Source organism: Kitasatospora phosalacinea (assembly GCF_030268885.1).
GTDB classification, from domain to species: domain Bacteria; phylum Actinomycetota; class Actinomycetes; order Streptomycetales; family Streptomycetaceae; genus Kitasatospora; species Kitasatospora phosalacinea_C.
On sequence record NZ_BSSA01000012.1, the window covers coordinates 54,854 to 79,314 of the forward strand.

General features: G+C 77.5%; 24 protein-coding genes. 12 read left to right on the top strand and 12 right to left on the bottom strand.

What is annotated here, in order from left to right; genetic code table 11:
- Positions 1–60 precede the first annotated feature (60 nt).
- Positions 61–645 carry a hypothetical protein gene (locus QSK52_RS18665; protein ID WP_285737213.1) on the top strand — a complete coding sequence of 195 codons (585 nt, stop codon included), beginning with the start codon at positions 61–63 and terminating at the stop codon, positions 643–645.
- Positions 646–693: 48 nt separating this feature from the next.
- Here QSK52_RS18665 and QSK52_RS18670 read toward each other — a convergent pair whose 3' ends face one another.
- From QSK52_RS18670 to QSK52_RS18700, 7 genes are all read right to left on the bottom strand, one after another.
- Positions 694–1,875, bottom strand: coding sequence for a spore photoproduct lyase family protein (locus tag QSK52_RS18670; RefSeq protein WP_285737214.1), 1,182 nt, complete (start codon positions 1,873–1,875; stop codon positions 694–696).
- 89 nt (positions 1,876–1,964) lie between these two features.
- A complete protein-coding gene (locus QSK52_RS18675) occupies positions 1,965–2,366 on the bottom strand; it encodes a DUF2267 domain-containing protein (protein ID WP_285737215.1) in 402 nt (133 codons plus the stop codon).
- Positions 2,367–2,422: 56 nt separating this feature from the next.
- Complete coding sequence (locus QSK52_RS18680) at positions 2,423–2,827, bottom strand: DUF2267 domain-containing protein (RefSeq protein ID WP_285737216.1); 405 nt, start codon at positions 2,825–2,827, stop codon at positions 2,423–2,425.
- 133 nt (positions 2,828–2,960) lie between these two features.
- Positions 2,961–3,395: an Hsp20/alpha crystallin family protein gene (locus tag QSK52_RS18685; protein ID WP_285737217.1), complete on the bottom strand. Its 435-nt coding sequence runs from the start codon at positions 3,393–3,395 to the stop codon at positions 2,961–2,963.
- Positions 3,396–3,550: 155 nt separating this feature from the next.
- On the bottom strand, positions 3,551–3,841 hold the full coding sequence (locus tag QSK52_RS18690) for a UBP-type zinc finger domain-containing protein (protein WP_435053293.1): 291 nt from the start codon (positions 3,839–3,841) through the stop codon (positions 3,551–3,553).
- A gap of 48 nt (positions 3,842–3,889) precedes the next feature.
- On the bottom strand, positions 3,890–4,762 hold the full coding sequence (locus QSK52_RS18695) for an SDR family oxidoreductase (RefSeq protein ID WP_285737374.1): 873 nt from the start codon (positions 4,760–4,762) through the stop codon (positions 3,890–3,892).
- Between the two features lie 46 nt (positions 4,763–4,808).
- Positions 4,809–5,219 (bottom strand): hypothetical protein, encoded by a 411-nt coding sequence (locus QSK52_RS18700; protein WP_285737219.1) that lies wholly within the window; start codon positions 5,217–5,219, stop codon positions 4,809–4,811.
- A 441-nt stretch (positions 5,220–5,660) separates the two neighbouring features.
- Between QSK52_RS18700 and QSK52_RS18705 the strand changes: the two genes are divergently transcribed.
- Genes QSK52_RS18705 through QSK52_RS18720 form a run of 4 tightly spaced genes read left to right on the top strand, consistent with a single transcriptional unit; the run spans position 5,661 to position 10,324 of the window.
- On the top strand, positions 5,661–6,758 hold the full coding sequence (locus QSK52_RS18705; protein WP_285737220.1) for a polyprenyl synthetase family protein: 1,098 nt from the start codon (positions 5,661–5,663) through the stop codon (positions 6,756–6,758).
- A complete protein-coding gene (gene crtI, locus QSK52_RS18710) occupies positions 6,755–8,344 on the top strand; it encodes a phytoene desaturase family protein (protein ID WP_285737221.1) in 1,590 nt (529 codons plus the stop codon). Before QSK52_RS18705 ends, crtI begins: the two co-directional genes overlap by 4 nt.
- Positions 8,331–9,329: a phytoene/squalene synthase family protein gene (locus tag QSK52_RS18715; RefSeq protein ID WP_285737222.1), complete on the top strand. Its 999-nt coding sequence runs from the start codon at positions 8,331–8,333 to the stop codon at positions 9,327–9,329. The genes crtI and QSK52_RS18715 overlap by 14 nt, the downstream gene beginning before the upstream one ends.
- On the top strand, positions 9,326–10,324 hold the full coding sequence (locus QSK52_RS18720) for a DUF5914 domain-containing protein (protein ID WP_285737223.1): 999 nt from the start codon (positions 9,326–9,328) through the stop codon (positions 10,322–10,324). The genes QSK52_RS18715 and QSK52_RS18720 overlap by 4 nt, the downstream gene beginning before the upstream one ends.
- A 16-nt stretch (positions 10,325–10,340) precedes the next feature.
- On the opposite strand, the gene QSK52_RS18725 is transcribed toward QSK52_RS18720, so the two are convergent.
- Together QSK52_RS18725 and QSK52_RS18730 are read right to left on the bottom strand one after the other, a co-directional pair.
- Positions 10,341–11,897, bottom strand: a complete 1,557-nt coding sequence (locus QSK52_RS18725) for an FAD-dependent oxidoreductase (protein ID WP_285737224.1) — start codon at positions 11,895–11,897, stop codon at positions 10,341–10,343.
- A gap of 52 nt (positions 11,898–11,949) precedes the next feature.
- The gene (locus tag QSK52_RS18730; RefSeq protein WP_285737225.1) at positions 11,950–13,221 is read right to left on the bottom strand and encodes a lycopene cyclase family protein; all 1,272 of its coding nucleotides are present in this window, start codon (positions 13,219–13,221) and stop codon (positions 11,950–11,952) included.
- A gap of 347 nt (positions 13,222–13,568) precedes the next feature.
- On the opposite strand from QSK52_RS18730, the gene QSK52_RS18735 reads away from it, so the two are divergent.
- On the top strand, positions 13,569–13,784 hold the full coding sequence (locus QSK52_RS18735; RefSeq protein ID WP_285737226.1) for a DUF6480 family protein: 216 nt from the start codon (positions 13,569–13,571) through the stop codon (positions 13,782–13,784).
- 26 nt (positions 13,785–13,810) lie between these two features.
- Here QSK52_RS18735 and QSK52_RS18740 read toward each other — a convergent pair whose 3' ends face one another.
- A complete protein-coding gene (locus tag QSK52_RS18740; RefSeq protein ID WP_285737227.1) occupies positions 13,811–14,071 on the bottom strand; it encodes a hypothetical protein in 261 nt (86 codons plus the stop codon).
- Between the two features lie 333 nt (positions 14,072–14,404).
- On the bottom strand, positions 14,405–16,276 hold the full coding sequence (locus QSK52_RS18745) for a transketolase (protein ID WP_285737228.1): 1,872 nt from the start codon (positions 16,274–16,276) through the stop codon (positions 14,405–14,407).
- Positions 16,277–16,773: 497 nt separating this feature from the next.
- On the opposite strand from QSK52_RS18745, the gene QSK52_RS18750 reads away from it, so the two are divergent.
- The 5 genes from QSK52_RS18750 (at position 16,774) to QSK52_RS18770 (ending at position 20,889) form a co-directional block, all read left to right on the top strand.
- A complete protein-coding gene (locus QSK52_RS18750; RefSeq protein ID WP_285737229.1) occupies positions 16,774–16,911 on the top strand; it encodes a hypothetical protein in 138 nt (45 codons plus the stop codon).
- A gap of 73 nt (positions 16,912–16,984) precedes the next feature.
- Positions 16,985–17,755 carry a hypothetical protein gene (locus QSK52_RS18755; RefSeq protein ID WP_285737230.1) on the top strand — a complete coding sequence of 257 codons (771 nt, stop codon included), beginning with the start codon at positions 16,985–16,987 and terminating at the stop codon, positions 17,753–17,755.
- Complete coding sequence (locus tag QSK52_RS18760) at positions 17,752–18,681, top strand: DUF6895 family protein (RefSeq protein WP_285737231.1); 930 nt, start codon at positions 17,752–17,754, stop codon at positions 18,679–18,681. The genes QSK52_RS18755 and QSK52_RS18760 overlap by 4 nt, the downstream gene beginning before the upstream one ends.
- On the top strand, positions 18,678–19,727 hold the full coding sequence (locus QSK52_RS18765; RefSeq protein ID WP_285737232.1) for a serine hydrolase domain-containing protein: 1,050 nt from the start codon (positions 18,678–18,680) through the stop codon (positions 19,725–19,727). Before QSK52_RS18760 ends, QSK52_RS18765 begins: the two co-directional genes overlap by 4 nt.
- 349 nt (positions 19,728–20,076) lie before the next feature.
- Positions 20,077–20,889, top strand: coding sequence for a hypothetical protein (locus QSK52_RS18770; protein WP_285737233.1), 813 nt, complete (start codon positions 20,077–20,079; stop codon positions 20,887–20,889).
- A 19-nt stretch (positions 20,890–20,908) separates the two neighbouring features.
- On the opposite strand, the gene QSK52_RS18775 is transcribed toward QSK52_RS18770, so the two are convergent.
- A complete protein-coding gene (locus tag QSK52_RS18775; protein WP_285737234.1) occupies positions 20,909–22,942 on the bottom strand; it encodes a BTAD domain-containing putative transcriptional regulator in 2,034 nt (677 codons plus the stop codon).
- Positions 22,943–23,077: 135 nt separating this feature from the next.
- Here QSK52_RS18775 and QSK52_RS18780 point away from each other — a divergent pair, with 135 nt between their 5' ends.
- A complete protein-coding gene (locus QSK52_RS18780) occupies positions 23,078–23,956 on the top strand; it encodes an alpha/beta fold hydrolase (protein ID WP_285737235.1) in 879 nt (292 codons plus the stop codon).
- Positions 23,957–24,461 lie beyond the last annotated feature (505 nt).

Here is a 24,461-nt window from a genome sequence, read left to right on the forward strand (position 1 = left end):
CATACGCGCGTCCTCGGGAACCGGCGTGACCTCGAGGGCCGGTACGGGGTTGGGCAGGGCATGGACACCTACGGCGTGGTCGTCACCGGCCGCTTCCCCGCTCCCGCAGCGCTCGCCCCGGACGACGGCGGGGCCGGCCGGGGCGGGCCGGACCTCCGGTACGAGGACCTCCGGTACGAGCCGGACCTGCAGGAGCGGCGGGCGATGGCGCGGGCGCGCGGGGCCGGGGAACGCGCCGCGGCGTGGGTGCGGGCGCTGGCCGGGCGGCAGCCGGAGCGCTCCCACGGCCGGACGCTGCTGCGCACGGCCGCGGCGCTGGAGGCGGCCAGCGGGGCGGCGGTCGTGCCGGGCGGGGACGGCTCGGCCCTGGACGGCGGCAGCCGCTACCACCTGCTCGCGTCGTGGGCGATCGGCCCGGTCTACCACTACGGCCGGGACGCGCGGACGCTGCCCGAGCTGACCGGCGCCGAGCGCCTGGCGCTGGTGGCGGCGTGCGCGCTGGCCGCGGCGATGCCCGGCACGGTCGGCGGCGACTTCGCCCCGGAGCTGGACGTCCTGGCCGCCGCCCTGGAGGACGCCGTCCGGGCCGGACGGGGCGCCGCCCCCTCCTCCCCCGCCGACGCCCGTCCGCCGGAGGCTCCCTGACGACCGGTCGACGACGGCGGAGGGGGGCCGCCCGGCCGCGGGAGGCGCTCAGAAGGCGTAGCGCACCCGCAGCCACGGGGCGCGGGCGCCGATCAGCGCACGCAGCGTCTCGACGGCGGACGCCTTGACACCGGCGCGGTAGCGCACGTTCCGGCTGCCGTTCTGGGAGCGCTTGGGCTCCTGGAGGTCCTCCCGCCACAGGACGTCCTCGGCGCGCGGGTGCCAGCCGAGGTTGACCTCGTGCAGCTCCTGGTTGTGCGTGAGCATGATGATCTCCGCGGCAGCCTGGGCCTTGACCCGTCCCGGGAGCGTGTCGTCCATGGCGCGCAGCAGTTCGCCCCAGTCGCGTTCCCAGCCCGGGCGGATGACCACCGGGGAGAGGTTGAAGTGCACTTCGTAGCCGGCGTCCAGGAAGTCGGCAGCCGCGGCGAGGCGCTCCGGGACCGGGGTGGTGCGGATGTCGAGGTGCCTGGAGTCGTCGGGCGGCATCACGGAGAAGCGGATGCGGGTGCGGCCCCGGGGGTCCAGTCGCAGCAGGTCGGGGTTGACGAACTTGGTCGCGAAGGAGGCCTTGGCGGTGGGCAGGCGGCGGAAGGCCCGGACCAGGTCTGCGGTGTTGTCGCTGATCAGGTCGTCGACCGAGCAGTCGCCGTTCTCCCCGATGTCGTAGACCCAGGCGCGCTCGTCGCACTGGTTGGGCTCGCGCTTGGGGCCGGTGGAGGCGACGTGCCGTTCCACGGCGGCGAGGACGCGCTCGACGTTGGTGAAGACGGTGATCGGGTTGGCGAAGCCCTTGCGGCGCGGGACGTAGCAGTACGCGCAGGCCATGGCGCAGCCGTTGGAGAGGGCGGGGGCGATCCAGTCGGCCGACCGTCCGTTGGGGCGGATGCCGAAGGACTTGCGCTCGCCGAGGACCAGGGTGCCGCGTTTGACCCGCACCCAGCGTTCCACGTTGCCCGCGTGGCCGTGCAGGTCGGGGATGCGCCAGTGGGAGGCCGTCTCGACGATCCGCGCACCGGGGAAGCGGGCGATGATCTGCCGGCCCCGCCAGGAGCGCGCGGCTGCGGGTTCGGCGTGGATCTCGGTCACGTCGAGCAGCCTGCGCGCCTGTTCCCCGTCGCGGAACGAACGGTCCGCCCGCTCCGCGGCCGGTGCCGAGGCGGCCAGGAGTTCGTCCAGGTCGAACAGGCCCTCGGCACCGTCTTCCGGTCCTCCGGGACGCTGTCGCATGCCCACCAGTGTAGGGAGGGGCGGTGACCGTCCCGGGACGGCGCGGGCCCTGCCCGCGGGGGGGGGGGACGGTCGCGGGCAGGCCGGCGTCAGGCGGCGGCGACCAGGTCCGCGCGGCCGAACAGCAGGGCGTAGCCGCGTGGCAGGTGGTCGAGGAGGCGGTCGGTGAGGCCGTCGTCGTCGGTGAGGTCGGTGAGGGCGGCCAGGACGGAGGAGGCGTCCCAGCGGGCGGCGGTGAGGCTGGTGCCGAGGGCGTGGGCGAGGCTCTCGACGAAGGCGGGGGCGGTGACGGGGCGGGGCAGGGGCAGCTGGGCGGCGAGGACGGCACGGGCCCGTCCGGGCAGGCGGGCGGCCAGGTCGCAGCGTTCGTCACCGGTGAGCTGGGCGCCGAGGAGGGCCAGGACGGCCTCGAGGACCCGTTCGGCTTCCGCGTCGGTGGGGTAGCGGCCGAGGTGGCGGACGTGCCGGAGGAGGTGGTGGTAGCGGGTCATGACCATGGAGGGCCTTCCGGGACCGGCCGCCCGCGGGTGGCGGCGTACGAGGGTGGTCAGGGTCGTTCGCCTGCGGTCGGGCGGCCGAACAGCAGGTCGTAGCCGGGCGGCAGTTGGAGCAGGACGCGCCCGGTGAGGTCGTCGCCGGCGGCGTCGGCCACCGTGGACAGGACGGCGCCGACGTCCCACAGGGCCGTGGCGTCGGTGGCCCCCTCGATCCAGGCCGCGGTCGCGCGCACGAAGCGCTCCGGGCTGAGCGGCTCGGCGGCCTGCAGGGGGTTGAGCAGGACCAGGGCCATGGTCTCCGGCAGCCGGGCGGCCAGTTCCGTGCGGACGTCACCGACCAGGTGGGCGCCGAGCAGGGCCAGGACGACCCGGGCGGCCCGCTCGGCCTCCTGCGGGGTGTCGTACTCGCCGCGCTCCCGGACCTCCTCCAGGAACGCCTCCCATCGAAGGGTCATCGCCGTTCTCCCTACCGTTCCGACGGACGGGCGCGACAGGTGCCGGGCCGGGGCCCGGCGGTCGGGGGTGTTCCGGCCGCCCCTGGCATCGAGGGGGAGGGATCGGGGCGGCGCGGAACGGCTTCGGGGCGGGTCAGGCCGAGATCTGCTTGCGGCTCCCGCTGTGGCCGATCGCGACCTTGCGGGGCTTGGCCTTCTCGGCGACCGGGATGCGCAGGGTCAGCACGCCCTCGTCGTAGTCGGCGGTGATGCCGTCCGGGTCGAGGGTGTCGGCGAGCACGACCTGCCGGGAGAAGACGCCCAGCGGCCGCTCGGACAGCTCCCACTGCACGTCCTCGCCCTGCTGGCGCGGGCGGCGCTCGGCCTTGACGGTCAGGACGTTCCGCTCGACGTCGATGTCGATCGCCTCCGGGTCCACCCCCGGCAGGTCGAAGCAGATCACGTACTCGTCGCCGGCCCGGTACGCGTCCAGCGGCATCGGGGTCGGGCGGGACCAGGTCCCCGTGCCGCCCAGGAACTGCTGGGCCAGACGGTCCAGGTCACGGAACGGATCGGTGCGCAGCAGCATCGCGAAACACCTCCACTGGTCGAGTGGTTGCCGGTGCGCTTCACCTGACACCTTTCTAGCGCGTCATCTATCGGATGACAAGTGCCGGTGTCACCGATGGAGTGACTTCGCGGACGGGCGCGTTCCGCGGGGGGCGGGGCGCTCGGCCGGTGCCGTCAGGCGGGGAGCAGGAAGAGTTCGTCGGTGTAGCACCAGGCCCAGTTCTCGCCGGGTTCGAGGGACCGGGCGACGGGGTGGCCCTCCTGGGCGTGGGCGTGCCGGTGGGCGTGCTGCCGGGGGGAGCTGTCGCAGCAGCCGACGTGCCCGCAGCTCAGACACTCCCGCAGGTGCACCCAGGTGCTGCCCTCCCGCAGGCAGTCCTCACAGCCGGCGGCCGGAGGGGCGGGGACGTCCCGGACCGGGTCGAGGTGGTGGCAGACCGGCTGGACGACGAGTCCCCGGTCCACCGCGACGCGCCATGCTCGCTGCTCGTTCACACCGTCCACGGTAACCGGCTACCGCGCCCGCTCCGGCCCGTCGCGGGTGACGGCGTCCCGGCCGCCGGCGCCGAGCAGGCCGGTGGGGCGGAAGGGGTGGTGGGCGGCGATGCGCGGCACCTCGGTGCGGGACAGCCGGGTGACCAGCGGCGGCAGGGCGGCGCGGACGGGCTGGACGGCGCGCAGCCAGCCGGGGACGTAGACGGCCGGGGAGCGCCGTTCGACGGCCCGCACCAGCCTGGCCGCCACGGTGCGCGGCGGGTACACCTTGCGGGCGGGGCGGGGCATGTGCGTGCGCAGTTCCCGCAGGACGGTGTGCCGGTCGGCGTCGCGGACCATGTCGGTGTCGATCCAGTTCAGGTAGGCGATGCCGACCCCGACGTGCCGGTGGGCGAGTTCGGCCTGCAGGGCGTGCGCGAAGGCTTCGACGCCCGCCTTGGAGGCGCAGTACGCGCTCATCATGGGCGAGGTCCCCATCGCCGCCAGGGAGGCGATCTGCAGGAGGTAGCCGCGGGTGGCGAGCAGGTCGGGCAGGAAGGCGCGGGCGCTGGTCGCGCTGCCGGTCAGGTTCACCTCCACCACCCGCCGCCAGGTGGCGGGGTCGGAGTCGGCGAACGGCCCGCCCTCGGCCACCCCGGCGTTGGCGACGAGCACCGACGGCGTGCCCAGTTCCTCCCGCACCCCGGCGGCGGCGCGGTCCATCGCCCCGTCGTCGGTGACGTCGGCCTCCCAGCAGCCGCTGGGCCCGGGCAGGGAGCGGGAGACGCGTTCCAGCGCCCGCCCGTTGAGCCCGAGCAGCGCGACGGTCGCGCCCCGCTGCGAGAGTTCGGCGGCCAGGGCCGCGCCCAGGCCGCGCGCGGCACCGGTCACGACGGCGACCCGGCCCGCCAGGGGCGAGCCGCTCCCGCTGCCCGCCGGTGCCGTGGGGGACGTATCGTCAGGTCGTTTCACGGCGCTGCTTCATCTCGGCTTCGGCGATGTGGGCGCGGCCGTCGACCAGGGCCTCGCGGACCTGCCGTTCGACCTCGGTGAAGCGCCGGTGGTACCCGTCGTCGTAGGCCTCGACGACCTGGAACGTCCACATGCCCGGCAGGACGTCCGCCCCCTGGACCTCGCGTTCGACCAGGTCGGCCTGCTCGTCGTGCCCGGCCTCCCGCAGTCGGCGCACCGCCGCGCCGACCGCCTTGTCCGCGGCGCCGGTGAGCTGGTGGAAGTCGTACAGGCGCCCGCGGGCCCGCTGGGTGGTCTCCAGGGCCTCGGACAGCAGTCCGAGCGCCTCGACCGTCGCGTCGTCGGTGTCCGGCGGCCGTTCGTACCGCCGGGCCCTTCCCTCCGTGCCGTCAGCCATCTCGTCTCCCGCCTTCCTCCCCCGCACCGGGGGGCCGGGTCCGTCGACCGGCCCCGCCGCGTCTGCCCGGTCGGGCGCGGGCCACACGGGGCCGACCGGGTGGCAGCCGTCCCCGGGTGGCCCGTCGGGGGGACATGGGTGCATCCGGGGGGTGAATCGCGGTGCGGCGGACGACTGGGGCGCCGGGAGGGGGATAGACGAGGGGAGCCTTCTGCGCCGCTGATGCACGGCGCCCCCGGGTGCCCGCACAGGGGCGCGCCGGAACCCCACGGGAAAGCGAGTCCGATGTTCTCCGTACCACTGTCGGCGTCCGCGGAGGGCCGAGTCGGCCCGCCCGGGCGGGTCGGTCCCCCCGGTGCGCTCCCTCACCCGGCCGAGGGACGCGGCTCGCCCGGCGGAGCGGGGTGGGGCCCGGAGTCGGCCGGGTGCGTCGACGACGACGTGCCGGACGCGGTCGGCCGGGTGCTCGACCGGTTCCTGGACCACCGGGTGGCGCGGGCGGCCGCCGCCGACGGCACCTTCGCGGTCGACGTCGCCCGCCGGGTGGCGGAGTTCACCCGCAGCGGGGGCAAACGGACGCGGGGACAGTTCCTGTGGTGGGCGATGCGCGCGTGCGGGCGGGGGGACGGACCGGTCGGCGCCGCACTGGCCACGGCGGCGGCGCTGGAACTGCTCCAGACCTGTGCGCTCGTCCAGGACGACGTGATGGACGGATCGGCGACGCGCCGGGGCCGCCCGGCCCTGCACCTGGACGTGGCCGCCCAGTACGCGCCCGGCGCGGGCGGGCGGGGCGCCGCGGACCTCGGCGCGGCCGCGGGCGTCCTCGCCGGGGACCTGGCCCTCGCCTGGGCGGACGACCTGGCGGCCGCCGCGCAGACGGAGCTGCGGCCCCGGGCGGGGGCGCTGGTGCGGGAGGTCTGGTCGGACCTGCGGACGGAGCTGGTGGCCGGTCAGTACGCGGACGTGCACGGCCAGGTGACCCGGTCGCGTTCGCCGGGCCGGGCGGTCCGGACCGCCCGGCTGAAGAGCGCGATGTACTCGGTGGAGCGGCCCGTGCACCTGGGCGCCGTGCTGGCCGGGGCGGACCCCGGGCAGGTGGCGGAACTACGCCGCGCGGGCCGCTGCGCGGGAATCGCCTTCCAGCTCAAGGACGACCTCGACGGAGTCTTCGGGGATCCCGCGCGGATCGGCAAGCCCTGCGGCGAGGACGTCCGGGCGGGCAAGCCGACGTACCTGGTCACGGTGGCGCACGCCCGGGCGGCGGCCCGCGGCGACCGGGCCTCGTCGAGCGTGCTGGAACGGTGCCTGGGCGACCCGGACCTGGACGACGGCGGGTTGGCGGAGGTCAGGGAGGTGCTGGTCGGGACGGGGGCGGTGGCCGCGGTGCGGTCCCGCATCGAACGGCTCTCCGCGCGCAGCGCGGAGCACCTGGAGCGGGCGCGCCCGACGGGCCCCGGCGCCGGGCGGCTGGCCGACCTGCTGCGGGCGGCCGCCGGGCTGCCGCCCGCCGGGGCGGGCGGCGCGGGGGCGACGCGGTGAGGCGCGCCGTGCCGCCGTCCGACCACGTGGTCGTCGTCGGAGCGGGTCTGGCCGGGCTGTCCGCCGCCTGCCACCTGCTCGGCGCGGGTCGGCGGGTGACGGTCGTCGAGCGGGACGAGGAGCCCGGCGGGCGGGCGGGGCGGATCCGGCGCGGCGGGTACCTCTTCGACACCGGGCCGACCGTGCTGACCATGCCCGACCTGGCCGACGAGGCGTTCGCGGCGGTCGGCACCTCGCTGCGCACGCACGTGGACCTGCTGCCGCTGCACCCCGCCTACCGGGCCCGGTTCGCCGACGGCAGCACGCTGGACGTGCACACCGACGCGCAGGCGATGGAGGCCGAGGTGGCGCGCTTCGCCGGGGCGCGGGAGGCCGCGGGGTACCGGGAGCTGCGCCGCTGGCTCGTCCGGCTCCACCGGGCGCAGATGCGGCGCTTCATCGACACCAACTTCGACTCGCCGTGGCAGCTGCTCAACCCGGACCTGGTGCGGCTGGCCGCGCTCGGCGGGTTCGGTCGGCTCGCGCCGCGGATCGGGCGCCACCTGCGCGACGAGCGGCTGCAGCGGGTCTTCTCGTTCCAGTCCCTGTACGCGGGGGTGGCCCCGGCCCGGGCGCTGGCCGCCTACGCGGTCATCGCCTACATGGACACGGTGGCCGGGGTGTGGTTCCCCCGCGGCGGCATGCACGCGCTGCCCCGGGCGATGGCCGCCGCCGCCGGGGCGGCGGGGGCCGCGTTCCGCTACGGGAGCACCGTGGTGGGCCTGGAGCGGAGCGGGGGGAGGGTCACGGCCGTGGTCACGGACCGCGAGCGGATCGCCTGCGACGCGGTCGTCCTGACGCCCGACCTGCCGGTGGCGTACCGGCTGCTGGGGCGGGCGCCGCGGCGGGCGGTGCCGTTGCGGTTCTCGCCGTCGGCGGTCGTCCTGCACCTGGGGACCGACCGGACGTGGCCGGAGCTCGCCCACCACACCCTGTCGTTCGGCCGGGCCTGGGAGCGGACGTTCGACGAACTGACCCGCACCGGGCGCCTGATGACGGACCCCTCGCTGCTGGTCACCCGGCCGACCGGCACGGACCCGTCGGCGGCCCCGGCCGGGCGGCACACCCACTACGTGCTGGCCCCGGTGCCCAACACCGTCATCGGTCCGGACGCCGCCGCCTGGGGCGACCTGGCGCCCGGCTACCGCGACCACCTGCTCGACACCCTGGAGCGGCGCGGGTTGACCGGGATCGGTGCGGCGGTGGAGGAGGAGTGCCTGGTGACCCCGGCGGACTGGACCGCCCTGGGGCACGCGGCCGGCACGCCGTTCTCCGCGGCCCACACCTTCGCGCAGACGGGTCCGTTCCGGCCGCGCAACCTGGTGCGGGGCCTGGAGAACGTGGTGCTGGCCGGGTGCGGCACCACGCCCGGGGTCGGTGTCCCGACCGTCCTGATCAGCGGGAAGCTCGCCGCCGCCCGGATCACCGGTGCGGCGCGTCCGGCCCGCGCGCGTCGCCGTGCGTCCGCGGCCTGCCCCCCTCCGCCCGGCACCGGCGCGACGCCGGCCCCGCCCCCGACCGCAGGAGTGCTGCATGACGGTCCGTGAACTGGACGCCGCGGGGATCACCGACCCCGGCCTGCGGACGGCGTACACCGCCTGCCGCGAGCTCAACGCCCGGCACGGGCGCACCTACTTCCTGGCGACCCGGCTGCTGCCGCCGGAGCGCCGGAGCGCGGTCCACGCGCTGTACGGTTTCGCCCGGTGGGCGGACGACATCGTCGACGGGCTGGACCGCCGCGAGACGCCCGCCGAGCGCGACCGGCTGCTGGAGGTGCTGGAGCAGGACCTGGCCGAGGGCCTGCGGCGCGGCGACGCGGACGAGCCGGTGGTGCGGGCGGTCGCGGACACCGCGGGGCGGTACGGCATCGACCCGGTGCTGTTCACCGACTTCATGGCCGCGATGCGCGCCGACCTCACCGTCACCGACTACCCGACCTACCGGGACCTGTGCGGTTACATGCACGGTTCGGCGGCGGTGATCGGCCTGCAGATGCTGCCCGTCCTGGGCACGGTGACGTGCCGCGCCGAGGCCGAGCCGTACGCGGCCGCCCTCGGGGTGGCGTTCCAGTTGACCAACTTCCTGCGCGACGTGGGCGAGGACCTGGACCGCGGCCGGGTGTACCTGCCGGCCGACCTGCTCGCGGCCCACGGGGTGGACCGGCCGCTGCTGGAGTGGAGCCGCCGCACGGGCCGGGACGACGCCCGCATCCGGGCCGCGCTGGTGACCGCCGCCGCGCTGACCCGCGGCGTCTACCGGGAGGCCGAGCCGGGCATCGCGATGCTGGAGCCCCGGGTGCGGCCCTGCATCCGGACGGCGTTCCTGCTGTACGGCGGCATCCTCGACGCGATCGCCGGGGGCGGCTACCGGGTGCTGCACCGGCGGGCGGTGGTGCCGGTGCGCCGGAGGGCGGCCGTCGCGGCGTCGGGGCTGGTCCGCGTCGCGGCGGCCTGGGTGCGGCCCCCGGGGCGCAGCGGTGCCCCGCCCGGGCGCCCGCGCCGTCGGCGGGCGGACCGGGAGGCGGGGCGGTGAGCGCCCCGCGCCGCTGGAGGCCGCCGCTGCGGCTGCGCCGGGGGCCGGAGTGGGCGCGGCAGGAGCCGTCGTGGCGGGAGGCGAGGCCCGCGCTGATCGCCGCCGCGCTGGAGCGGGCGGGGGCCCGGCCCTCCGGGAACTGGTTCGCCGTCGGCGCGGCCGGGGAGGTCGCCGCCGGTGGTCGGCCGTGCGGGCGGCTGGTGGGCGGCACGGAGGTGGTGCTGTGGCGGGACGCCGCGGGCGTGCTGCGGGCCGGGCCGGGGGTCTGCCCGCACCTGGGCGCGCCGCTGGCGGACGGCCGGGTGGTGTGCGGCACGCTGGTCTGCCGCTGGCACGGGCTGGCCCTGGACGGCGGCCCGACGGCCGGGTGGGAGCCCTTCCCGGCGTACGAGGACGGGGTGCTGGCCTGGGTGCGGTTGGACGCGGTGGGGGGCGAGGAGCCCGCCGAGCGGCCGGTGGCGGTGGAGCGGCCCGATCTGCGGGGGGCGCTGGCGTCGGTGTACACGGGGCGGGGCCGCTGCGAGCCCGAGGACGTGGTGGCCAACCGGCTGGATCCGTGGCACGGCTCCTGGTTCCACCCCTACTCGTTCGCGGACCTGACGGTGCGGGAGGTGCCGGACGGCACCGGGGAGGACCGGTTCGCGGTGAACGTGTCGTTCCGGGTCGCCGGGCGGCTGGTGGTGCCGGTGCGCGCGGTCTTCACCGCCCCCGGGCCGCGCACGGTGGTCATGCGCATCGTCGAGGGCGAGGGGGCGGGGTCGGTGGTGGAGACCCACGCGACCCCGCTGACCGCGCCCGCCTCCCCCGCGCCGCGCACGGCGGTGGTGGAGGCGGTCGTCGCGTGTTCCGGGCGCCGGGGCTTCGCCATGGCCCGGGCGCTGGCCCCGGCCCTGCGGCCGCTGGTGCGCCGCACCGCGGGCCGGCTGTGGCGCGACGACCTGGCCTACGCGGAGCGCCGCTGGGCGCTGCGCAGCACCGGCCGCTTCCCCGGCTGAGGGCGCCGCCGGGCGGTCAGCGGGCCGCCCGGCGGGCCAGGGCGCGCAGCAGGCGGGAGCGGCCGGCCCGGGGCACCGACCACAGGGTCTGGCCGGTGACGCCCCAGCGGGCGAGCAGGGCGTTGGCGGCCTGGAAGCCGGTGGTGGCGGCGCGTTCCATCAGGGCGACGGGCAGGTCGGTGCGGACGAGGTCCCCGGCGAGGACGACGGCGGGGTGCGGGGTGGTGACGCCGGGGCGGCGGGGCCAGCCGCCGACCGGGAAGGCCGGGCAGTCCTGGCGCCATTCGTGGCGGACGTCCACCGTCCGGGCGTCGCGGGTCTCCGGGTAGACCTCGTGCAGCCGGGCCGTCATGCGTTCCTGGACCTCCTCGGGTGCGGCGTCCCCGTCCACGGCGTAGGCGTGCAGTTCGACCACGGACCCGCCGGTGCGGGCGGCCCAGCGGGCCGCTTCGCCCTCCCAGCGCTCCAGCACGCTGACGTTGTCCAGTCCGTCGTAGCCGCTGGTGCCGAGGAAGCCCGGCCGGTCGGCGGCGACGGGGCGGTCCAGCCAGAGCCGGGAGACCAGGAAGGGCGGCGCGGTGCGCAGCGCGGCGATGTCGGCGCGCCAGGCGGGGTCGCCCAGTGCCGCGGAGTTCGCGACGAGGGTGCGCAGGCCGGCCGGGTCCAGGGCGAGGACCACGGCCCGGTGGCGTTCGGTCCTCCCGTCCGGGGTGGCCACCTCGAGGTCCCCGCCGGGCAGCGGCCGGACGGCGTCGACGGCGGAGCCGGTGCGCAGGTCGACGCGGAGGGCGGTCAGGTAGGCGGCCAGCGGCTCCCACAGGGCCTGCGGGTAGGGCTCGGCGGGGACGTCGAAGAGCAGCCCCTCGGAGGAGCCGAGGAAGTAGATGTGGAACATCAGCAGCAGTTCGGCGGCGGACAGGTCGCGCGGGTCGGTGAAGAAGCTGCGGGAGAACACCTCGAAGGCGAGGTAGCGGGCGGCCTCGGGGAAGTTGATCCGCTGCAGCAGGTCGTGCGCGCTGGTGGTGTCGTGGCGTTCGAAGACCTCGGGGAGGCGGACGTCCAGCAGCGGGAGGGCGGCCCGGGCGTCCAGGGCGGCGAGGTCGCGCAGGCCGAAGGTCGGGCTGAGGGCGACGAAGCCGGCGGCGCTGAACGGCGGGGTGCGCGGCACCCGGGCGAAGCTGTCGGTCGTTCCGGAGCGCCGGCGCAGCGGGTAGTCGGGCAGGCCGACCAGCCGGGTCAGGCCGGGGTCGGTGCGCCGCAGCAGGCCGCGCAGGTTGTAGTACTGGCGGAAGAAGGCGTGGAAGCCGCGGCTCATGGTCGCGGTCGATCCGTCGGCGAGGCGGGTGCTCCAGCCCGCGACCCGCCCGCCCAGCACGGGTTCCCGTTCGTGGAGGACCACGTCGACGCCGCGTTCGGCGAGGGCCGTCGCGGCGGCCAGGCCGGCGATCCCGCCGCCGACGACGGCGACCCGGGGCGGCTCGGCCCCGGGGAAGCGGGCGCGGCCCGGGGCGGCGGGCACCACCTCGGCCCGGCGGTCCCGCCCGTGCCGGGTGGCGGACGGGGTGCGGCTCATCCCCGCACCGCCGGAAGGGCGGCGGCGGGGGCGGGACGGTGCCGGGGCTGGGTCAACGGTGGTCCTCAGGGTGTGCGGGGCGGGTGCCGGGCGCGGTCCGGCGGGGCAGCAGCGGCAGTTCGACGGCCGAGCGCAGCATGGGGCCGACGGGGCAGCGCAGGCCGATGCGGAGTTCCTCCAGGGGCGTGCTCGCCCCGTCCAGGAAGCGCAGCACCTGTGCGGCGGGGGTGCGGCGGAACAGGTCGGTGAAGAAGCGGGGTCCGTCGACGCGGCCGGTGTCCAGGGCGCGCAGCAGCACGGCGTCCATGGCCAGGGCCCGTCGGCGGTGGGGTGCGGGCGCCGGTGCGGGGCGGTGCGGCGCGGCCGGTCGGCCGAGGGCCTCGGCGATGGCGCGGCTCTGCCGCTGGACGGCGGCGAAGGTGTAGCCGGTGGCGGGGCGGGTGGCGCCGCCGGCCGTGCCGATGTGCACGTGCGCGGGGGCGGTGCGGCGGGGGAAGCGGCCGTCCGTCATCGGGATGGCGCCCTGTTCGACGTCCTCCACCGTGAGTCCGCCCAGCCCCAGGACTCCCGCGGTGTAGGCGCGCAGGGCCCGCTCGTACGCGGGGACGGTCAGCGGGTGCCGGGAGAACTCGGTGTACTCCACCAGGGCCCGGTCGGGGGCCAGCGGCAGGACGTACCCGAAGGCGAGGCCGTGGGCGGGCTGCGGGACGCGGAAGTCCATGAGGTCCGCCGCGCCCGGGTCGAAGCGCGGGCGGTCGGTGCGCACGAACCAGCCCCGGAAGTGCTGCAGCAGGGCGGTGCGGGCCAGCGGGGGCCGGGCGGGCGGCCGGGAGTCGAAGACGTACCGGGCGTCGAGGGTGAGCGGCCGCCCGGCTGCGTCGTCGGCGTGCACGCGGGCGCCGGGCCGTCCGTCCGGCCGTGCCCGCACGTGCCGGACCGTGGCGCGCAGGACCCGGGCCCGGGGGTGGGCCGCGAGGCGGGCGTGGACCAGTTCCTCGAAGGCGGTGGAGCGCAGCATCCGGTAGCGCAGGGGGGCGGGTGCCGCCTCGACGCTCCCGCCGTCGGGGCCGGTGATCCGCAGCCGGGACCACTGCGCCGTGACGGCCTCCTCGTACGCCCCCGGGCCGTCGTCCCAGAAGCACCACGTCCGGGGGGCCGGGCGCAGCGGGCCCTCCGGGGCCTCGACCAGGGTCACGTCGAACCGGGGGCCGCCGTCGGCTCCCCGCGGGTCGTGCCTGACCAGGCAGTCGGCCAGGCTGAGTCCGGCGGCTCCCCCGCCGACGACCACCAGCGTGAGGGGGGCGGCTTCCGGCGTGCTTCTCAACTCGCTTCCGCCTTCCGGTTCCGGACGGGGCGCGGGGCGTTCGGCCCGTCACCCGGCGCACTGCCGGGGCTCCGGGCGGCGGGCGCCGCGGGGGTGTCCCCACCCTGCCACCTCTGCCCCGGTCCGGCCGTGCCATTCGCCGGGACGTGCCGCCGTGTCCGCTGTCCGGCGGGTACGGCGGGTCTGGTGCGGAGGGTCGGGGAGGGCACGGCGGGGCGCGGCGGGTCGGCCTTCCGTCCGGACGGTGCGGAAAGGGTGCGCCTTTGCGCCCGGGCGCTGCCGGGTGGACCGTGGGGTGTGGCAGCGAACCCGCACGCCACGAGACTCGGGACCACCGGGAGGACGCCATGTCCGTCAGCCACTCCGTCCCCGCTTCGGCCCAGGTGCCCGGCCACTCCGTGCCGGTCGAGACCCCCGAGTGCGAGTCCTCGACCACGCACGGCATCTCCACGCCCGAGGCGGTGGAGCTGCACACGGCCTGGCCCGGCTGGATCCCGCTGCTGGTCATCATGGTCATGGTGGCCTGCTGCATCGGCTTCGTCGTCGGACGGATCTTCGCCTGAGGGCTGCCCTCCCCGCCCTCGGCGGGTCAGCAGTGGATGTTCCCGCGGTAGTGCCAGCGGAACGGGTCGTCGGGGTCGGACTCGTAGTTGGCCCGGGGGCCGGTCCGGTCCCCGGGAACGACGAGCCGGGCGCCCCCGGCGAGCTCGTCGGGGGTCCAGCCCGCGACGTCCAGGAGCTGGCCGTCGAACGGGCCGCCGTGGAGTTCGAGGTAGACGCCGTCCGGGGCCGGTCGCCTGCGCGGTGCGGAGCCGTAGACGGTGCGCCATCCGTCGTACTGCCAGTCCATGCGGTGTTCCTTCGGGGTGGGCAGGGTCAGGAGCGGCCGGGGAGGGCAGTGGTTCTCCCCGGGGCCGAGGCGTGGTGGACCGGTGGCGGGGGGCCGGGCCGGACGGTCGGCGGCCGGTCGGGGTGCGCGGTCCGTGCGTGGTCCTGAGCCACGAGGTCCCCCTCCTGTGGTCCTGGTCTTGCCGGTGCGGAACTCTACGCCCGCCGCCCCTCGGCGTCCACGAACCTTCTCCGCTGCCCGGGCCCGCACCTGCGGCGTTGCGCCGCTCCCCGCCGGTGGCGGGCGCGGCCGGAGGCCCGGGAGCGGCGCTCCCGGGCCTCCGGCCGCACGGGGTCAGCGGCGGCGGTCGGCGAGGGCGCGGGCCGCGGCGGCGATCGCGTCGCGGGAGATGCCGGCGGCCTGCAGGAGCTCCTCGGTGGTGCCGGAGCCGGGGAGGCCGGTGGCGGCGAGGTGGGTGACCGCGGGGTGGGCGTCGGCGGCGGCGAGGGCGGACAGGACGGCCTCGCCGAGGCCGCCCTCGGGGTGGTGGTCCTCGGCCACCACCAGGGCCCCGGTCTCGCGGGCGGCGCGCAGCAGGGCGTCGGTGTCGACGGGCTTGACGGAGTAGAGGTCGATGACCCGGACGGGGACGCCCTCCTCGGCCAGCCGGTCGGCGGCGGCCAGGCACTCGTGCAGGGTCACCCCGGCGCCGACCAGGGTGACCCGGTCGTCCGGGCCGTGGCGCAGGGTCTTGGAGCCGCCGACCGGGAACTCCTCCTCGGGGCCGTACAGCACCGGGTAGGCGCCGCGGGTGGTGCGCAGGTAGGAGATGCCGGGCAGGTCGGCCACGGCGGCGGTCAGGGCGGCGGTGGCGGTGGCGTCGCCCGGGTAGAGGACGGTGGAGCCGCGGACGGCGCGCATCATGGCGAGGTCCTCCAGGCCCATCTGGGAGGGGCCGTCGGCGCCGATCTCCACGCCGGTGTGGGTGCCGCACAGCGTCATGGTGACCTGGGAGACCGCGGCCATCCGGATGAAGTCGTGGGCGCGGGTGAGGAAGGCCGCGAAGGTGGTCGCGTAGGGCCGGAAGCCCCGTACGGCCATGCCGACGGCGGTGGCGACCATCTGCTGTTCGGCGATGTAGCTCTGGAAGTACCGGGTGGGGTGGGCCTTCGCGAAGTCCTCGGCGTGGGTGGAGTTGCCGACCTCGGCGTCCAGGGCGACCACGTCGGGGCGGGCGCCGAGGGCGGCGAGCGTCCTGCCGTAGGCGACCCGGGTGGCGACCTTCTCGCCGGTCTCGAAGCGGGGCACCTCGACCTCGGGGGCGTGCACCTTGAGGGCGGGGCTGCCGTGCGGGGGCTGCGGGCCGCGCACCCGCAGGTCGCGCTGCCCGCCGAGTTCGGCGACGGCGCGTTCGGCGAGGTCCTCGGGCAGCGGCTTGCCGTGCCAGCCCTCCTGGTCGGCGACCTCGGCGACGCCCTGCCCCTTGACGGTGCGGGCGACGATCACGGTGGGCGCGGTGCCGTCGGCGGCCGTGGTCAGGGCCCGGTCGACGGCGTCCAGGTCGTGGCCGTCGACGACCAGGGCGCGGCAGCCGAAGGCTTCGACCCGGCGGGCGTAGGCGTCGGTGTCCCACTGGAGTTCGGTGGGGCCGCTCTGGCCGAGGCGGTTGACGTCGATGATCGCGGTGAAGTTGGCGAGCCGGTGGCGGCCCGCCGCGTCCAGGGCCTCCCAGACGGAGCCCTCGGCCGTCTCGCTGTCCCCGCACAGCACCCACACCCGGAAGTCGCGGCGCTCCAGGTCGCGGCCGGCCAGCGCGATGCCCACGGCGTAGGCGACGCCCTGGCCGAGCGAGCCGGTGGCCAGGTCGACCCAGGGCAGTTCCGGGGTGGGGTGGCCCTGGAGGCGCTGGCCGAAGCGCCGGTAGGTGGTCATCAGCTCCTCGTCGTCGATCGCGCCCGCGGCCTTGAACATCGCGTACAGCAGCGGGGAGGCGTGGCCCTTGGAGAACACCAGGTGGTCGGCGTCCGGGTTGTCGGGCGCCTCCCAGTCGTAGCGCAGGTGGCGGGCCATCAGCACGGCCATCAGGTCGGCGGCGGACAGGCTGGAGGTGGGGTGCCCGGACCCGGCCGAGGTGCTGGCGCGGACGGCGTCGACGCGCAGCTGCTGGGCGAGGTCGAAGAGCCGGGCGGGTTCGGTGTCGGGGCCGAGCAGGGACGGGGTGGTCATGTCGGACGGCCTTTCTGGTCGTGGGTGCACCGGGCGGGGCCGCGGGGCGCCCCGTGGGGGCCCCGGGGCCGCGGCGCGCCTACCCGCTGCGGCCGGGCCGACGCGCGCCCCGCCCCGAGGGGCGGGGTGCGGCGGGTCGGGGTGTCGGGCGGGTCGGGGTGGGTAGGGGCGCAGGGAGTCGAGGAGGTGATGGAGATGGCAGCGACCACTGTGGTCCGACGCCCGGCGCCACCGCGTCCGCGTCCCCCGCTCGACCTGCGTACCCCCTCGGGCCGCCCGATGCCCTACTGAGCCCGCCGTCCGGCGCAGCCCGGAGGACGGGACCGCGGGTCCGGGGCCGGGATGCAGGGAGCGGTTCGTGCTCGTAGTGTCGAACGAGGGGGCGTCACCCGATCGGGTGGTGAAATCCAGACGAGGAGGCACATCTGATGCTTACTCAGTTCCGGACCGAAACGGCTCCGACGTCACGCACCGCGACGTCGACCGAGGCCACGGCCTTGGCGAGCCTGATGCTGGAGGACGAGGCCGTCGTGTCCGACGCGCCCACGTACTCCCCCGAGGCGGTGGGTGGTGGACTCCTGGTGCTGGGGCTGCTGCTGTCGCCGAAGCCCCCGAAGGAGAAGCCGACCCGCTAGGCGGGGCGGTTCGATCGCCGGGCCGGTCCGCCGCGCGGGCCGACCCGGTACCGCACCAGGAGGGACTTCGCAGATGCCGTTCGCCGAGACACCGCTGCGCGACGAGTACGCCGCCGCCGTCGAACGGGTGGCGCGCCTGACGCTCGACGCCCTCCGGGACGGCTCCCCCGCCGCCGCGCTCGCGGAGCAGCCGGCGGCGACCGCGCCCCGACCGCTGCTGGCGGCGGTCCGGGTCCTCGGCGCCGATCTCTTCGCCCCCCGCCTGCTGGCCGGGGCCGGGCCGGACGGGCCCACCGCCGCGCTGCTGGCCGAGGCCCGGCGGGTCCTCCCGGCCCCGCTGGCCCCCTCCGAAGAAGCCGCCCGGGTGCTCGGGTGGCAGGACTGGGCCGTCGGGCACCTGCTCGCCCGCACCCCGTACGGGGGCGCCGTGCCGCCGCCCGCGGCACTGCCCGGGCCGGAGGAGGTGGGCTGGCGGGCCTGGTCGGTGCGGATGGCCCAGCTGTCCGGGCTGGCGCTGCCCGGGCTCGACGGGCCGGTGCACGAGGGCGCCCGCCGACACGTCCTGGGGCTCGCCCGCGGCACCGTCCGCTCGCTGCTGCGCCACGACCTCACCACCGCCGCCCGGCTCGCCCGCTGGCTCGCCTGGACCGAGGCCGAGGGCCTGCCGCCGCGGCTGGAGCTCGGGCCCGTGCTGGACCGGATCCGACTGGCCGGGGACGGCAGCGCCCGCACCGGGCTGGACCTCGCCGTCGCCGGGCGCCTCGCCGCAGGCTCCGCGGGTTCCGGTGCTGCTGGAGGCGCCGAAGGCAGCGGGGGCTCCGCCGACGGGGGGCGGGCCGCGTGATCGACACCGAGGTCCTCGCCACCGCCCAGCGGCTCGGCTCCCGCGCGCTGTCCTGGCTGCACGCCGCGCACCGGGACGGCCTCGGGCGGATCCCGGACAACACCCTGATCGACTTCGCCGACGCCGACAACGCCTACAAGCCGCTCGGCGAGGTCGCGCTCGCCGCCTCGCTGGTCCTGCGCGACGGCGTCAGCGGCCCCGCCGACACCCGGGCCGCGCGCGAACTCCTGGACGGCTGCTGGGCGCAGCTGCGCGAGGGCGACCTGCTGTACGAGCGCCAGCTGCACCACTTCACCATGACGGACCCGCTGGAGACCTACGGCCACTTCGCCCGGGCCGGGTACCGGCACCCGGCGCTGGAGGAGCTGCTCGACTCGCTCGGCCGCCTGCGGGCCGCGCACGCCGAGGAGATCCGGCCCAACCGGCGCCTCGGCGTCGCCAACGCCCGGCGGGTCGTCGGGCTCGACCACCGGCCGGACTGGGAGGCGCTGGCCCGCGGCACCTGGCTCGGCGCCCGCCCGGAGCCCTGGGCCGTGAACTGGATGACCGGCTACGACATCACCCACACCGTCTTCCACCTGACCGACTGGGGCGCCCGCCCGGAGGGCCTGCCCGGGCCGATGCGCGACTACGTGCGGGACTGGCTGCCCGTCTGGCTGGACGTCTGGGCGGAGGTCGGGCAGTGGGACCTGGTCGCGGAGCTGCTGGTGGTCGACGCCTGCTTCGGCGAGCCGACCACCGGGCGGCAGGGCTGGGACGCGCTGGCCGCCGTCCAGCACGAGGACGGGCTGCTGCCGCGCGACGGCGACCCGGTCGACGGGGACCGCGAGCGGGCGTTCCTGGACCACCAGCACACCGCCGTCGTCGCGGTGGTGGCCGGGGACGTCACGCTCGCCCGGGCACTGCGGGCGACGGCCGACGCGTGAGCGGGGTGGCGGACCGCGCGGGCGAGGTGGCGGACGCGGTCGCGGCGGCCGTGCGGGCGGGCGCGGCCTCGTCCGCGACCGCGGTGGTGGTGGCCGTGGCGGTCGGCGACCGGGAGCAGGTGCGGTGCTTCGGGCGGACGGGCCGGGGACGGGCGGCGCCGTGCACCCCGGACACCGTCTTCGAACTCGGCTCCGTCAGCAAGACGTTCACCGCGCTGCTGCTCGCCGCGATGGCGGCGGACGGCGAACTGGCCCTGCACGACCCGGTGGCGCACCTGCTGCCCGCCGACTGGCCCGGGCCGACCGTCCGCTCCGGCGGTCCGGTCCGGCTGCTGCACCTGGCCACCCACACCTCGGGCCTCCCCCGGCTGCCGCCGGGCCTGCTCGTCTCGGCCCTGCCGACCTGGGGCGGCAATCCGTACGCGGCCTTCGGCGAGGAGGAGCTGCGGGCGGCCCTGGCCCGGACCACCGTGCGGGCCGCCCCGGGCAGCCGGTACCGGTACTCCAACTACGGGGTCGGGCTGCTGGGCCGGGCGCTGGCGGAGCGCGCCGGGCTCTCGTACGGCGGGCTGCTCGCACGGCGGGTGCTGTCGCCGCTGGGGCTGGGCGCCACGACCTGCGCCCCGGACGCGGCCGGACGGGCGGTCGGGCACCGGCACGGGCGGGCGCTGCCGCCCTGGCGGATCCCCGGCCTGCCGGGGGCGGGCGCGGTGCGGGCGAGCGGCGCCGACCTGCTGCGCTACCTGCGGGCCCACCTCGACGCCGGCCCCGCCGACCTGGCGGCCGCCCTGCGGGAGGTCCGGCGGCCGCGGCTGCGGCTGCCGGGCTCCGGCGACGAACTGTGCCTGGTGTGGAACCGCCGCCGCTCGGCCGGTCGGGACCTGTACTTCCACTCCGGCGGCACCCGGGGTTTCACGGCCTTCGTCGGGTTCTCCCCGCAGGGGTCGGTCGCGGTGGCGGCGCTGGCCAACGCCGGGCCGGTGCTGAACGGACGCTTCGTCCAGGCGGGGTACGAGGTGCTGCGGGCCGCGGGGCGGCAGGCGTGAGCGGCCCCGCACGGGAGGCCCCGGCCCGGAGCCGGGCGGGCGGGCCGCAGCGGGCGGGGCGGGGGTGGGGGCGAGCCCACGCGGCACCGGCCGGTGGCCGGACGCGGACGCGACCGACGACGGAGTCCGGGACCGCGGGACGGCGGGCCCCGCAGCGGACCGTCCGGCCCGGAGCCGGCGGACCGGCGGCCGGGAAGGGCCGGGCGGGGGCGAGCGCACGCGGCACCGGCCGGCGCACCGGACCGGGACGCGTCCGGCCGCCGGTCCGGGCGTCGCGCCCGGGACTGGGCGGGCCGTCGGCGGGGCAGACGGGCGGGTGGGAAGTCCGTACGGGAGTGGAGGCGAGCACATGGCACCGATCGGTGAGCCGCAACGGCCGGAGGGTCTCCCCGAGGACCCGGACGAGATCGCGGCGAAACTGGCCCGGATCGCCGCCGAGGCGGAGGAGCGGGACGGCGGGCCGCGGAACGGGACGGCGCACCGGGTGCGTGCGCTGGCGCGGCGGCTGCGCAACGGCCTGGCCCGCGGCGGCCACCGGCTCGGGACGGGCCCCCGCACCGGGCTGCGGCTGCTGACGGAGCGGCTGCTGGACGCGGCCCCGCGGATCCCGGTGCGGAACCTGGCGACGCTCCGGGCCCAGCACCCCGGGGCCCGGACGCCGGACGAGCTGGCGGACCTGCTCGTCGCCGGGTCGGTGCGGGCCTCGACGGCGGTCGGCGCGAGCGCCGGGACGGTGGCGATGATGCCCGTGCCGCTGGCGATGCCGGTCGAGCTGGCGTCCGAGCTGCTCGCCTCCGCGGCGATCGAGCTGAAGCTGATCGCCGAGCTGTACGCGGTCTACGGCCAGGTGCCGGAGGGTTCCGCGCGGCAGCGCTCGTACGCGTACCTGGCGGTGTGGAGCGAGGGCCGCGCCCTGGACCTGACCCGCCCGGGGACGCTGCTGGCGCTGAACCGGAGCGCGGCGCTGCGCCGCCAGGTGAGCAGGCGCCTGACGCGCTCGGGGCTGCGCAGGCTCCCGACCCTGGCCCCGCTGCTGGCCGGTGCGGTGATCGGGGCGCGGGTCAACCGCAAGGACACCCTGCGCCTGGCCACGACCGTCCGGGAGGGCCTGCGCGGGCGCCGGCCCGCCGACCCCGGCTACTGGGACGCCGCCGGGGCCTGAACGCGGGCCGTTCCGGTGGTCAGCCGCGCTCGGCGCAGTTCTCCGCCTCCGCCAGGTAGCGGGCTACCGGCCCGAGCGTCAGCAGTCCGCTCGCCGCGCCCGCGTGCTCGGCCCGGGCGGGGCGCAGGGCCGCCGCGGCGCGGGCGGCGGTGCGGGGTTCGCCGAGGCGGGCGGCGGCGTGGGCGGTGAGGCACCAGAGTGCCTCCTGCAGGTGGTCGTGGGGCGGTTCGGGGGCGGTGGCGAGGGCGGCGCGGGCCTCCTGCGGCCGGTGCTGGGCGAGCAGCACCAGGGACTGCGTCCAGGGGCGGTAGGGGCCCCAGTCGAGGGCGGGGTCGGTGGGCGCGGGGCGGCCGTGCAGGAGGCGCAGGCCCAGCAGGGCGAGGGGGAACAGGCCGCGGTGCAGTCCCGGCATGGCCGCCGACGCGGCGAGGGCGTCCTCGGCGGCGCGGTAGTGGGCCGCGGCGGTGGCGGCGCTCGGTCCGCCGGGTTCGGTGCTGCGGGCGGCCGTGGCCCGGGCCCGGAACCAGGCGGTGAGGACGGGGACGAGGGACGCCTCGGTGGTGGCGGCGAGCCGCTCGGCGGCCTCCGCGTGCCCGGCCGCGGCGTCCAGGTCGCCGCGGGCGGAGGCGGACTGCAGGCGGACGAGCCGCCCCAGCACGGCGAAGTTCGGCAGGCCGTGCCGGGTGGCCAGGTCGAGGATCTCGGCGCCGGTCGCGTCCCGGGCGGGCGCGAGCCCGGGGCGGGTGAAGGACTGGAGGAAGACGCCGTTCAGGGCGAAGACCAGCAGGGCGGGGTCGTCCAGGCCCCGGGCCAGCGCCTCCGCCTCGCGCGCGGCCCGGGCGGCGTGCGCCTCGGCGTCGGTGCCGGTCAGGTCGGCGCTGCGGCTCTCGACCGCGACGGTGGCCAGCAGGCGGGCGCGCAGCTCGGCGGGCCCTGCGGGGCCGAGCGCGTCGAGGGTGCGCTCGGCCGCTTCGACGACGGCCCGGGACTGCTCGGGGTCGTCGGCCCGGCTCCAGAGCGCGGGCACGTCGTAGGCGCCGATGACGCGGGCGGTCAGGGCGACGTCCCCGGTGCGCTCCGCGGCCCGGACGGCGGCGAGGCGGTCGCGCCGCGAGTGCGCCAGGGCGTCGCCGCCCGCCAGGGCCAGGGTGCGGGCCAGTTCGACGGTGGTGCGCGGGCCGAGCCGTACGCCGGTGGGCCAGGTGGTGGGCGTGGTCGGGGAGCCGGCCGGGGGCCGGGGCTCGGCCGGGGGCGGGGACGGTGGGGTGCCGCGGAGGATGTCCGTCTCCAGGCGGCGGAGGTCGGCGCCGGGGTCGAGGCCGAGCTGGTCGGCGAGCATGGTGCGGGCGCGGCGGAGGGTGGCCAGCGCGTCCGCCTGGCGGCCCGCCCCGTGCAGGGCGCGGGCCAGCAGTCCCCAGGCGGGCTCGCGCCAGGGATGTTCGGCGACGTGGGCGCCGAGTTCGGCGACGAGTCCGGCCCCCGCGCCCGCGCTCGCGTCGAGCAGGAGGCGGGCGCGCAGTTCCGTCGCCTCCAGGCGCAGTTCCTCCAGCCTGGTGCGTTCGCGCCGGGCCCAGGCGGCGGCGGTCACGTCGGCGTAGGCCGGGCCGCGCCAGGCGGCGAGGGCCGCGTCGAGGTCGGCCAGCGCGGCGGGGACGGCGGACGGGGTGGCGGGGGACGGGGTGGCGGGGGACGGGGTGGCGGGGGTGCGCCGGGCGCGGGTCAGGGCGTCCTCGAAGCGGTGGACGTCGACGGCCTCGCGCGGCAGGCGCAGGGCGTAGCCGGGGCCTTCGGTGACCAGGAGGCGCGGCGGAGTGCGGGGCGGCCGTTCGGGTTCCAGGGCGCGGCGCAGCGCGGCGACGAAGGTGCGCAGGGCGCCGACGGCGCGCACCGGCGGATCGGGCCACAGGTCGTCCACGAGGGTGTCGGTGGCGACCATCCGCCCCTCGGCGGCGACGAGCCGGGCGAGCACCTCGCGGTGGCGGGGGCCGCCCAGGTCGACGGGGGTGCCGTCGTCGTGGAGGGCCCGCACGGCGCCGAGCACGTCGATTCGCATGCCCCCATCTTCCGGGTCCGGGGGTGGTGGCGTCGAAGCGTGCTGATCGGCTGCTGATCGGCCTCGTCCAGGCTGGTCGCACCAGTCCTCGGACCGGCTCCGCCCGGTCCGCCGACCCCCTGGAAGGGGTTTGTCATGACGCTCTCCGTTCCCGGTTTCGACCGTGTCCGCCTGCCCGGTGCGGACGGGGTGGAGCTGACCGCCGCCGTCGGCGGCAGCGGCAGTCCGGTCGTGCTGCTGCACGGCTTCCCGCAGACCCACCTGATGTGGCGGCACGTCGCCGGACGGCTCGCCGACCGGCACACGGTGATCTGCCCCGACCTGCGCGGCTACGGCGCCAGCGACAAGCCGGTGGCCACCGGCCCCGAGGTGTACTCCAAGCGCACCATGGCCGCGGACGTGGTCGCCCTGGCGGCGGCGCTCGGCCACGAGCGCTTCGCCCTGGTCGGCCACGACCGGGGCGCGCTGGTCGCCTTCCGGGCCGGTCTGGACCACCCGGAGACGATCACCCACCTGGGCATCCTCGACGTCGTACCGACGCTGGACATGTGGGAGGTGCTGCACGGCGTCCCGGCGGCGGTCGGCTACCACCTCTTCCTGATGGCGCAGCCGCCGGGGCTGCCGGAGACGATGATCGCCAACAGCGCGGACGCGTTCTTCGGCTCGTTCCTCGACGCGTGGGCGGGCGACCCGGCCGCGCTGCCGCCGGAGGTGCGCGCCGAGTACCTGCGGGCCAGCGCCGCGGCGGTGCCGTCGATCGTCGCGGACTACCGGGCCTCGGCGGGCATCGACGTCACCCACGACCGGGCGGACCTGGACGCCGGGTCGCAGCTGGCGATGCCGGTGACGGTGATCCAGCAGGACTGGGGCGCCCAGCTGGGCTACGACGCCGCCGGGGTGTGGCGGGCGTGGGCACCCGACCTGGAGCACCGGCTGACCGGGGCGGGACACTTCATGGCAGAGGAGGCGCCCGACGAGATCGCGGGGGCGATCCGCGAACTGCTGCTCCGCTGAGCCCTGCGCCGGACGGCGGGCGAGCGGGCGGCGGGCCGGCGAGCGGGCCGACGGGCGGACCAACAGGCAGGCGAGCGGGCGAGCAGGTGAGCAGCCAGACCGAGGCACCGGCCGCCGGACGGCGAGCCACGAGGTGGGCGGGTGCCGCGGCAGGGGCGGTCGGCCAGCCGCGTCCGTGGGCCGCCCGCTCACCCGGCCTGACGGCAAGCGGGCAAGCCGACAGGCGGTCAAGCGAGCCGACAGGTGAGCAAGCAGGCAGGCAGGCGAGCAAGCAGACCGAGGCACCGGCCCCGGACGGCGAGCCACGAGGTGGGCGGGTGCCGCGGCAGGGGCGGGCGGCCGGCCGCGTCCGTGGGCCGCCTGCTGGTTCGGCCTGGCGGCGGGTCGGCTGCTCGCCGGTACCGGCTGCGGGGGGATGGGGGCGATCCGGATCGGGTGGGGTTTCGAAGGAATCCGGGAATTGTCCGCCACGCGTCAGGGCGGGGTGGGACGATCACGGTCGGGA

Bases quoted from the DNA above. Each gene is read 5' to 3' on its own strand.
- QSK52_RS18770 (WP_285737233.1), top strand. From the start codon at position 20,077: ATGGCACCGATCGGTGAGCCGCAACGGCCGGAGGGTCTCCCCGAGGAC.
- QSK52_RS18700 (WP_285737219.1), bottom strand. From the start codon at position 5,219: ATGGCTGACGGCACGGAGGGAAGGGCCCGGCGGTACGAACGGCCGCCG.
- QSK52_RS18680 (WP_285737216.1), bottom strand. From the start codon at position 2,827: ATGACCCTTCGATGGGAGGCGTTCCTGGAGGAGGTCCGGGAGCGCGGC.
- QSK52_RS18735 (WP_285737226.1), top strand. From the start codon at position 13,569: ATGTCCGTCAGCCACTCCGTCCCCGCTTCGGCCCAGGTGCCCGGCCAC.
- QSK52_RS18670 (WP_285737214.1), bottom strand. From the start codon at position 1,875: ATGCGACAGCGTCCCGGAGGACCGGAAGACGGTGCCGAGGGCCTGTTC.
- QSK52_RS18740 (WP_285737227.1), bottom strand. From the start codon at position 14,071: ATGGACTGGCAGTACGACGGATGGCGCACCGTCTACGGCTCCGCACCG.
- QSK52_RS18780 (WP_285737235.1), top strand. From the start codon at position 23,078: ATGACGCTCTCCGTTCCCGGTTTCGACCGTGTCCGCCTGCCCGGTGCG.
- QSK52_RS18745 (WP_285737228.1), bottom strand. From the start codon at position 16,276: ATGACCACCCCGTCCCTGCTCGGCCCCGACACCGAACCCGCCCGGCTC.
- QSK52_RS18685 (WP_285737217.1), bottom strand. From the start codon at position 3,395: ATGCTGCTGCGCACCGATCCGTTCCGTGACCTGGACCGTCTGGCCCAG.
- QSK52_RS18665 (WP_285737213.1), top strand. From the start codon at position 61: ATGGACACCTACGGCGTGGTCGTCACCGGCCGCTTCCCCGCTCCCGCA.
- QSK52_RS18775 (WP_285737234.1), bottom strand. From the start codon at position 22,942: ATGCGAATCGACGTGCTCGGCGCCGTGCGGGCCCTCCACGACGACGGC.
- QSK52_RS18725 (WP_285737224.1), bottom strand. From the start codon at position 11,897: ATGAGCCGCACCCCGTCCGCCACCCGGCACGGGCGGGACCGCCGGGCC.
- QSK52_RS18755 (WP_285737230.1), top strand. From the start codon at position 16,985: ATGCCGTTCGCCGAGACACCGCTGCGCGACGAGTACGCCGCCGCCGTC.
- QSK52_RS18715 (WP_285737222.1), top strand. From the start codon at position 8,331: ATGACGGTCCGTGAACTGGACGCCGCGGGGATCACCGACCCCGGCCTG.
- QSK52_RS18675 (WP_285737215.1), bottom strand. From the start codon at position 2,366: ATGACCCGCTACCACCACCTCCTCCGGCACGTCCGCCACCTCGGCCGC.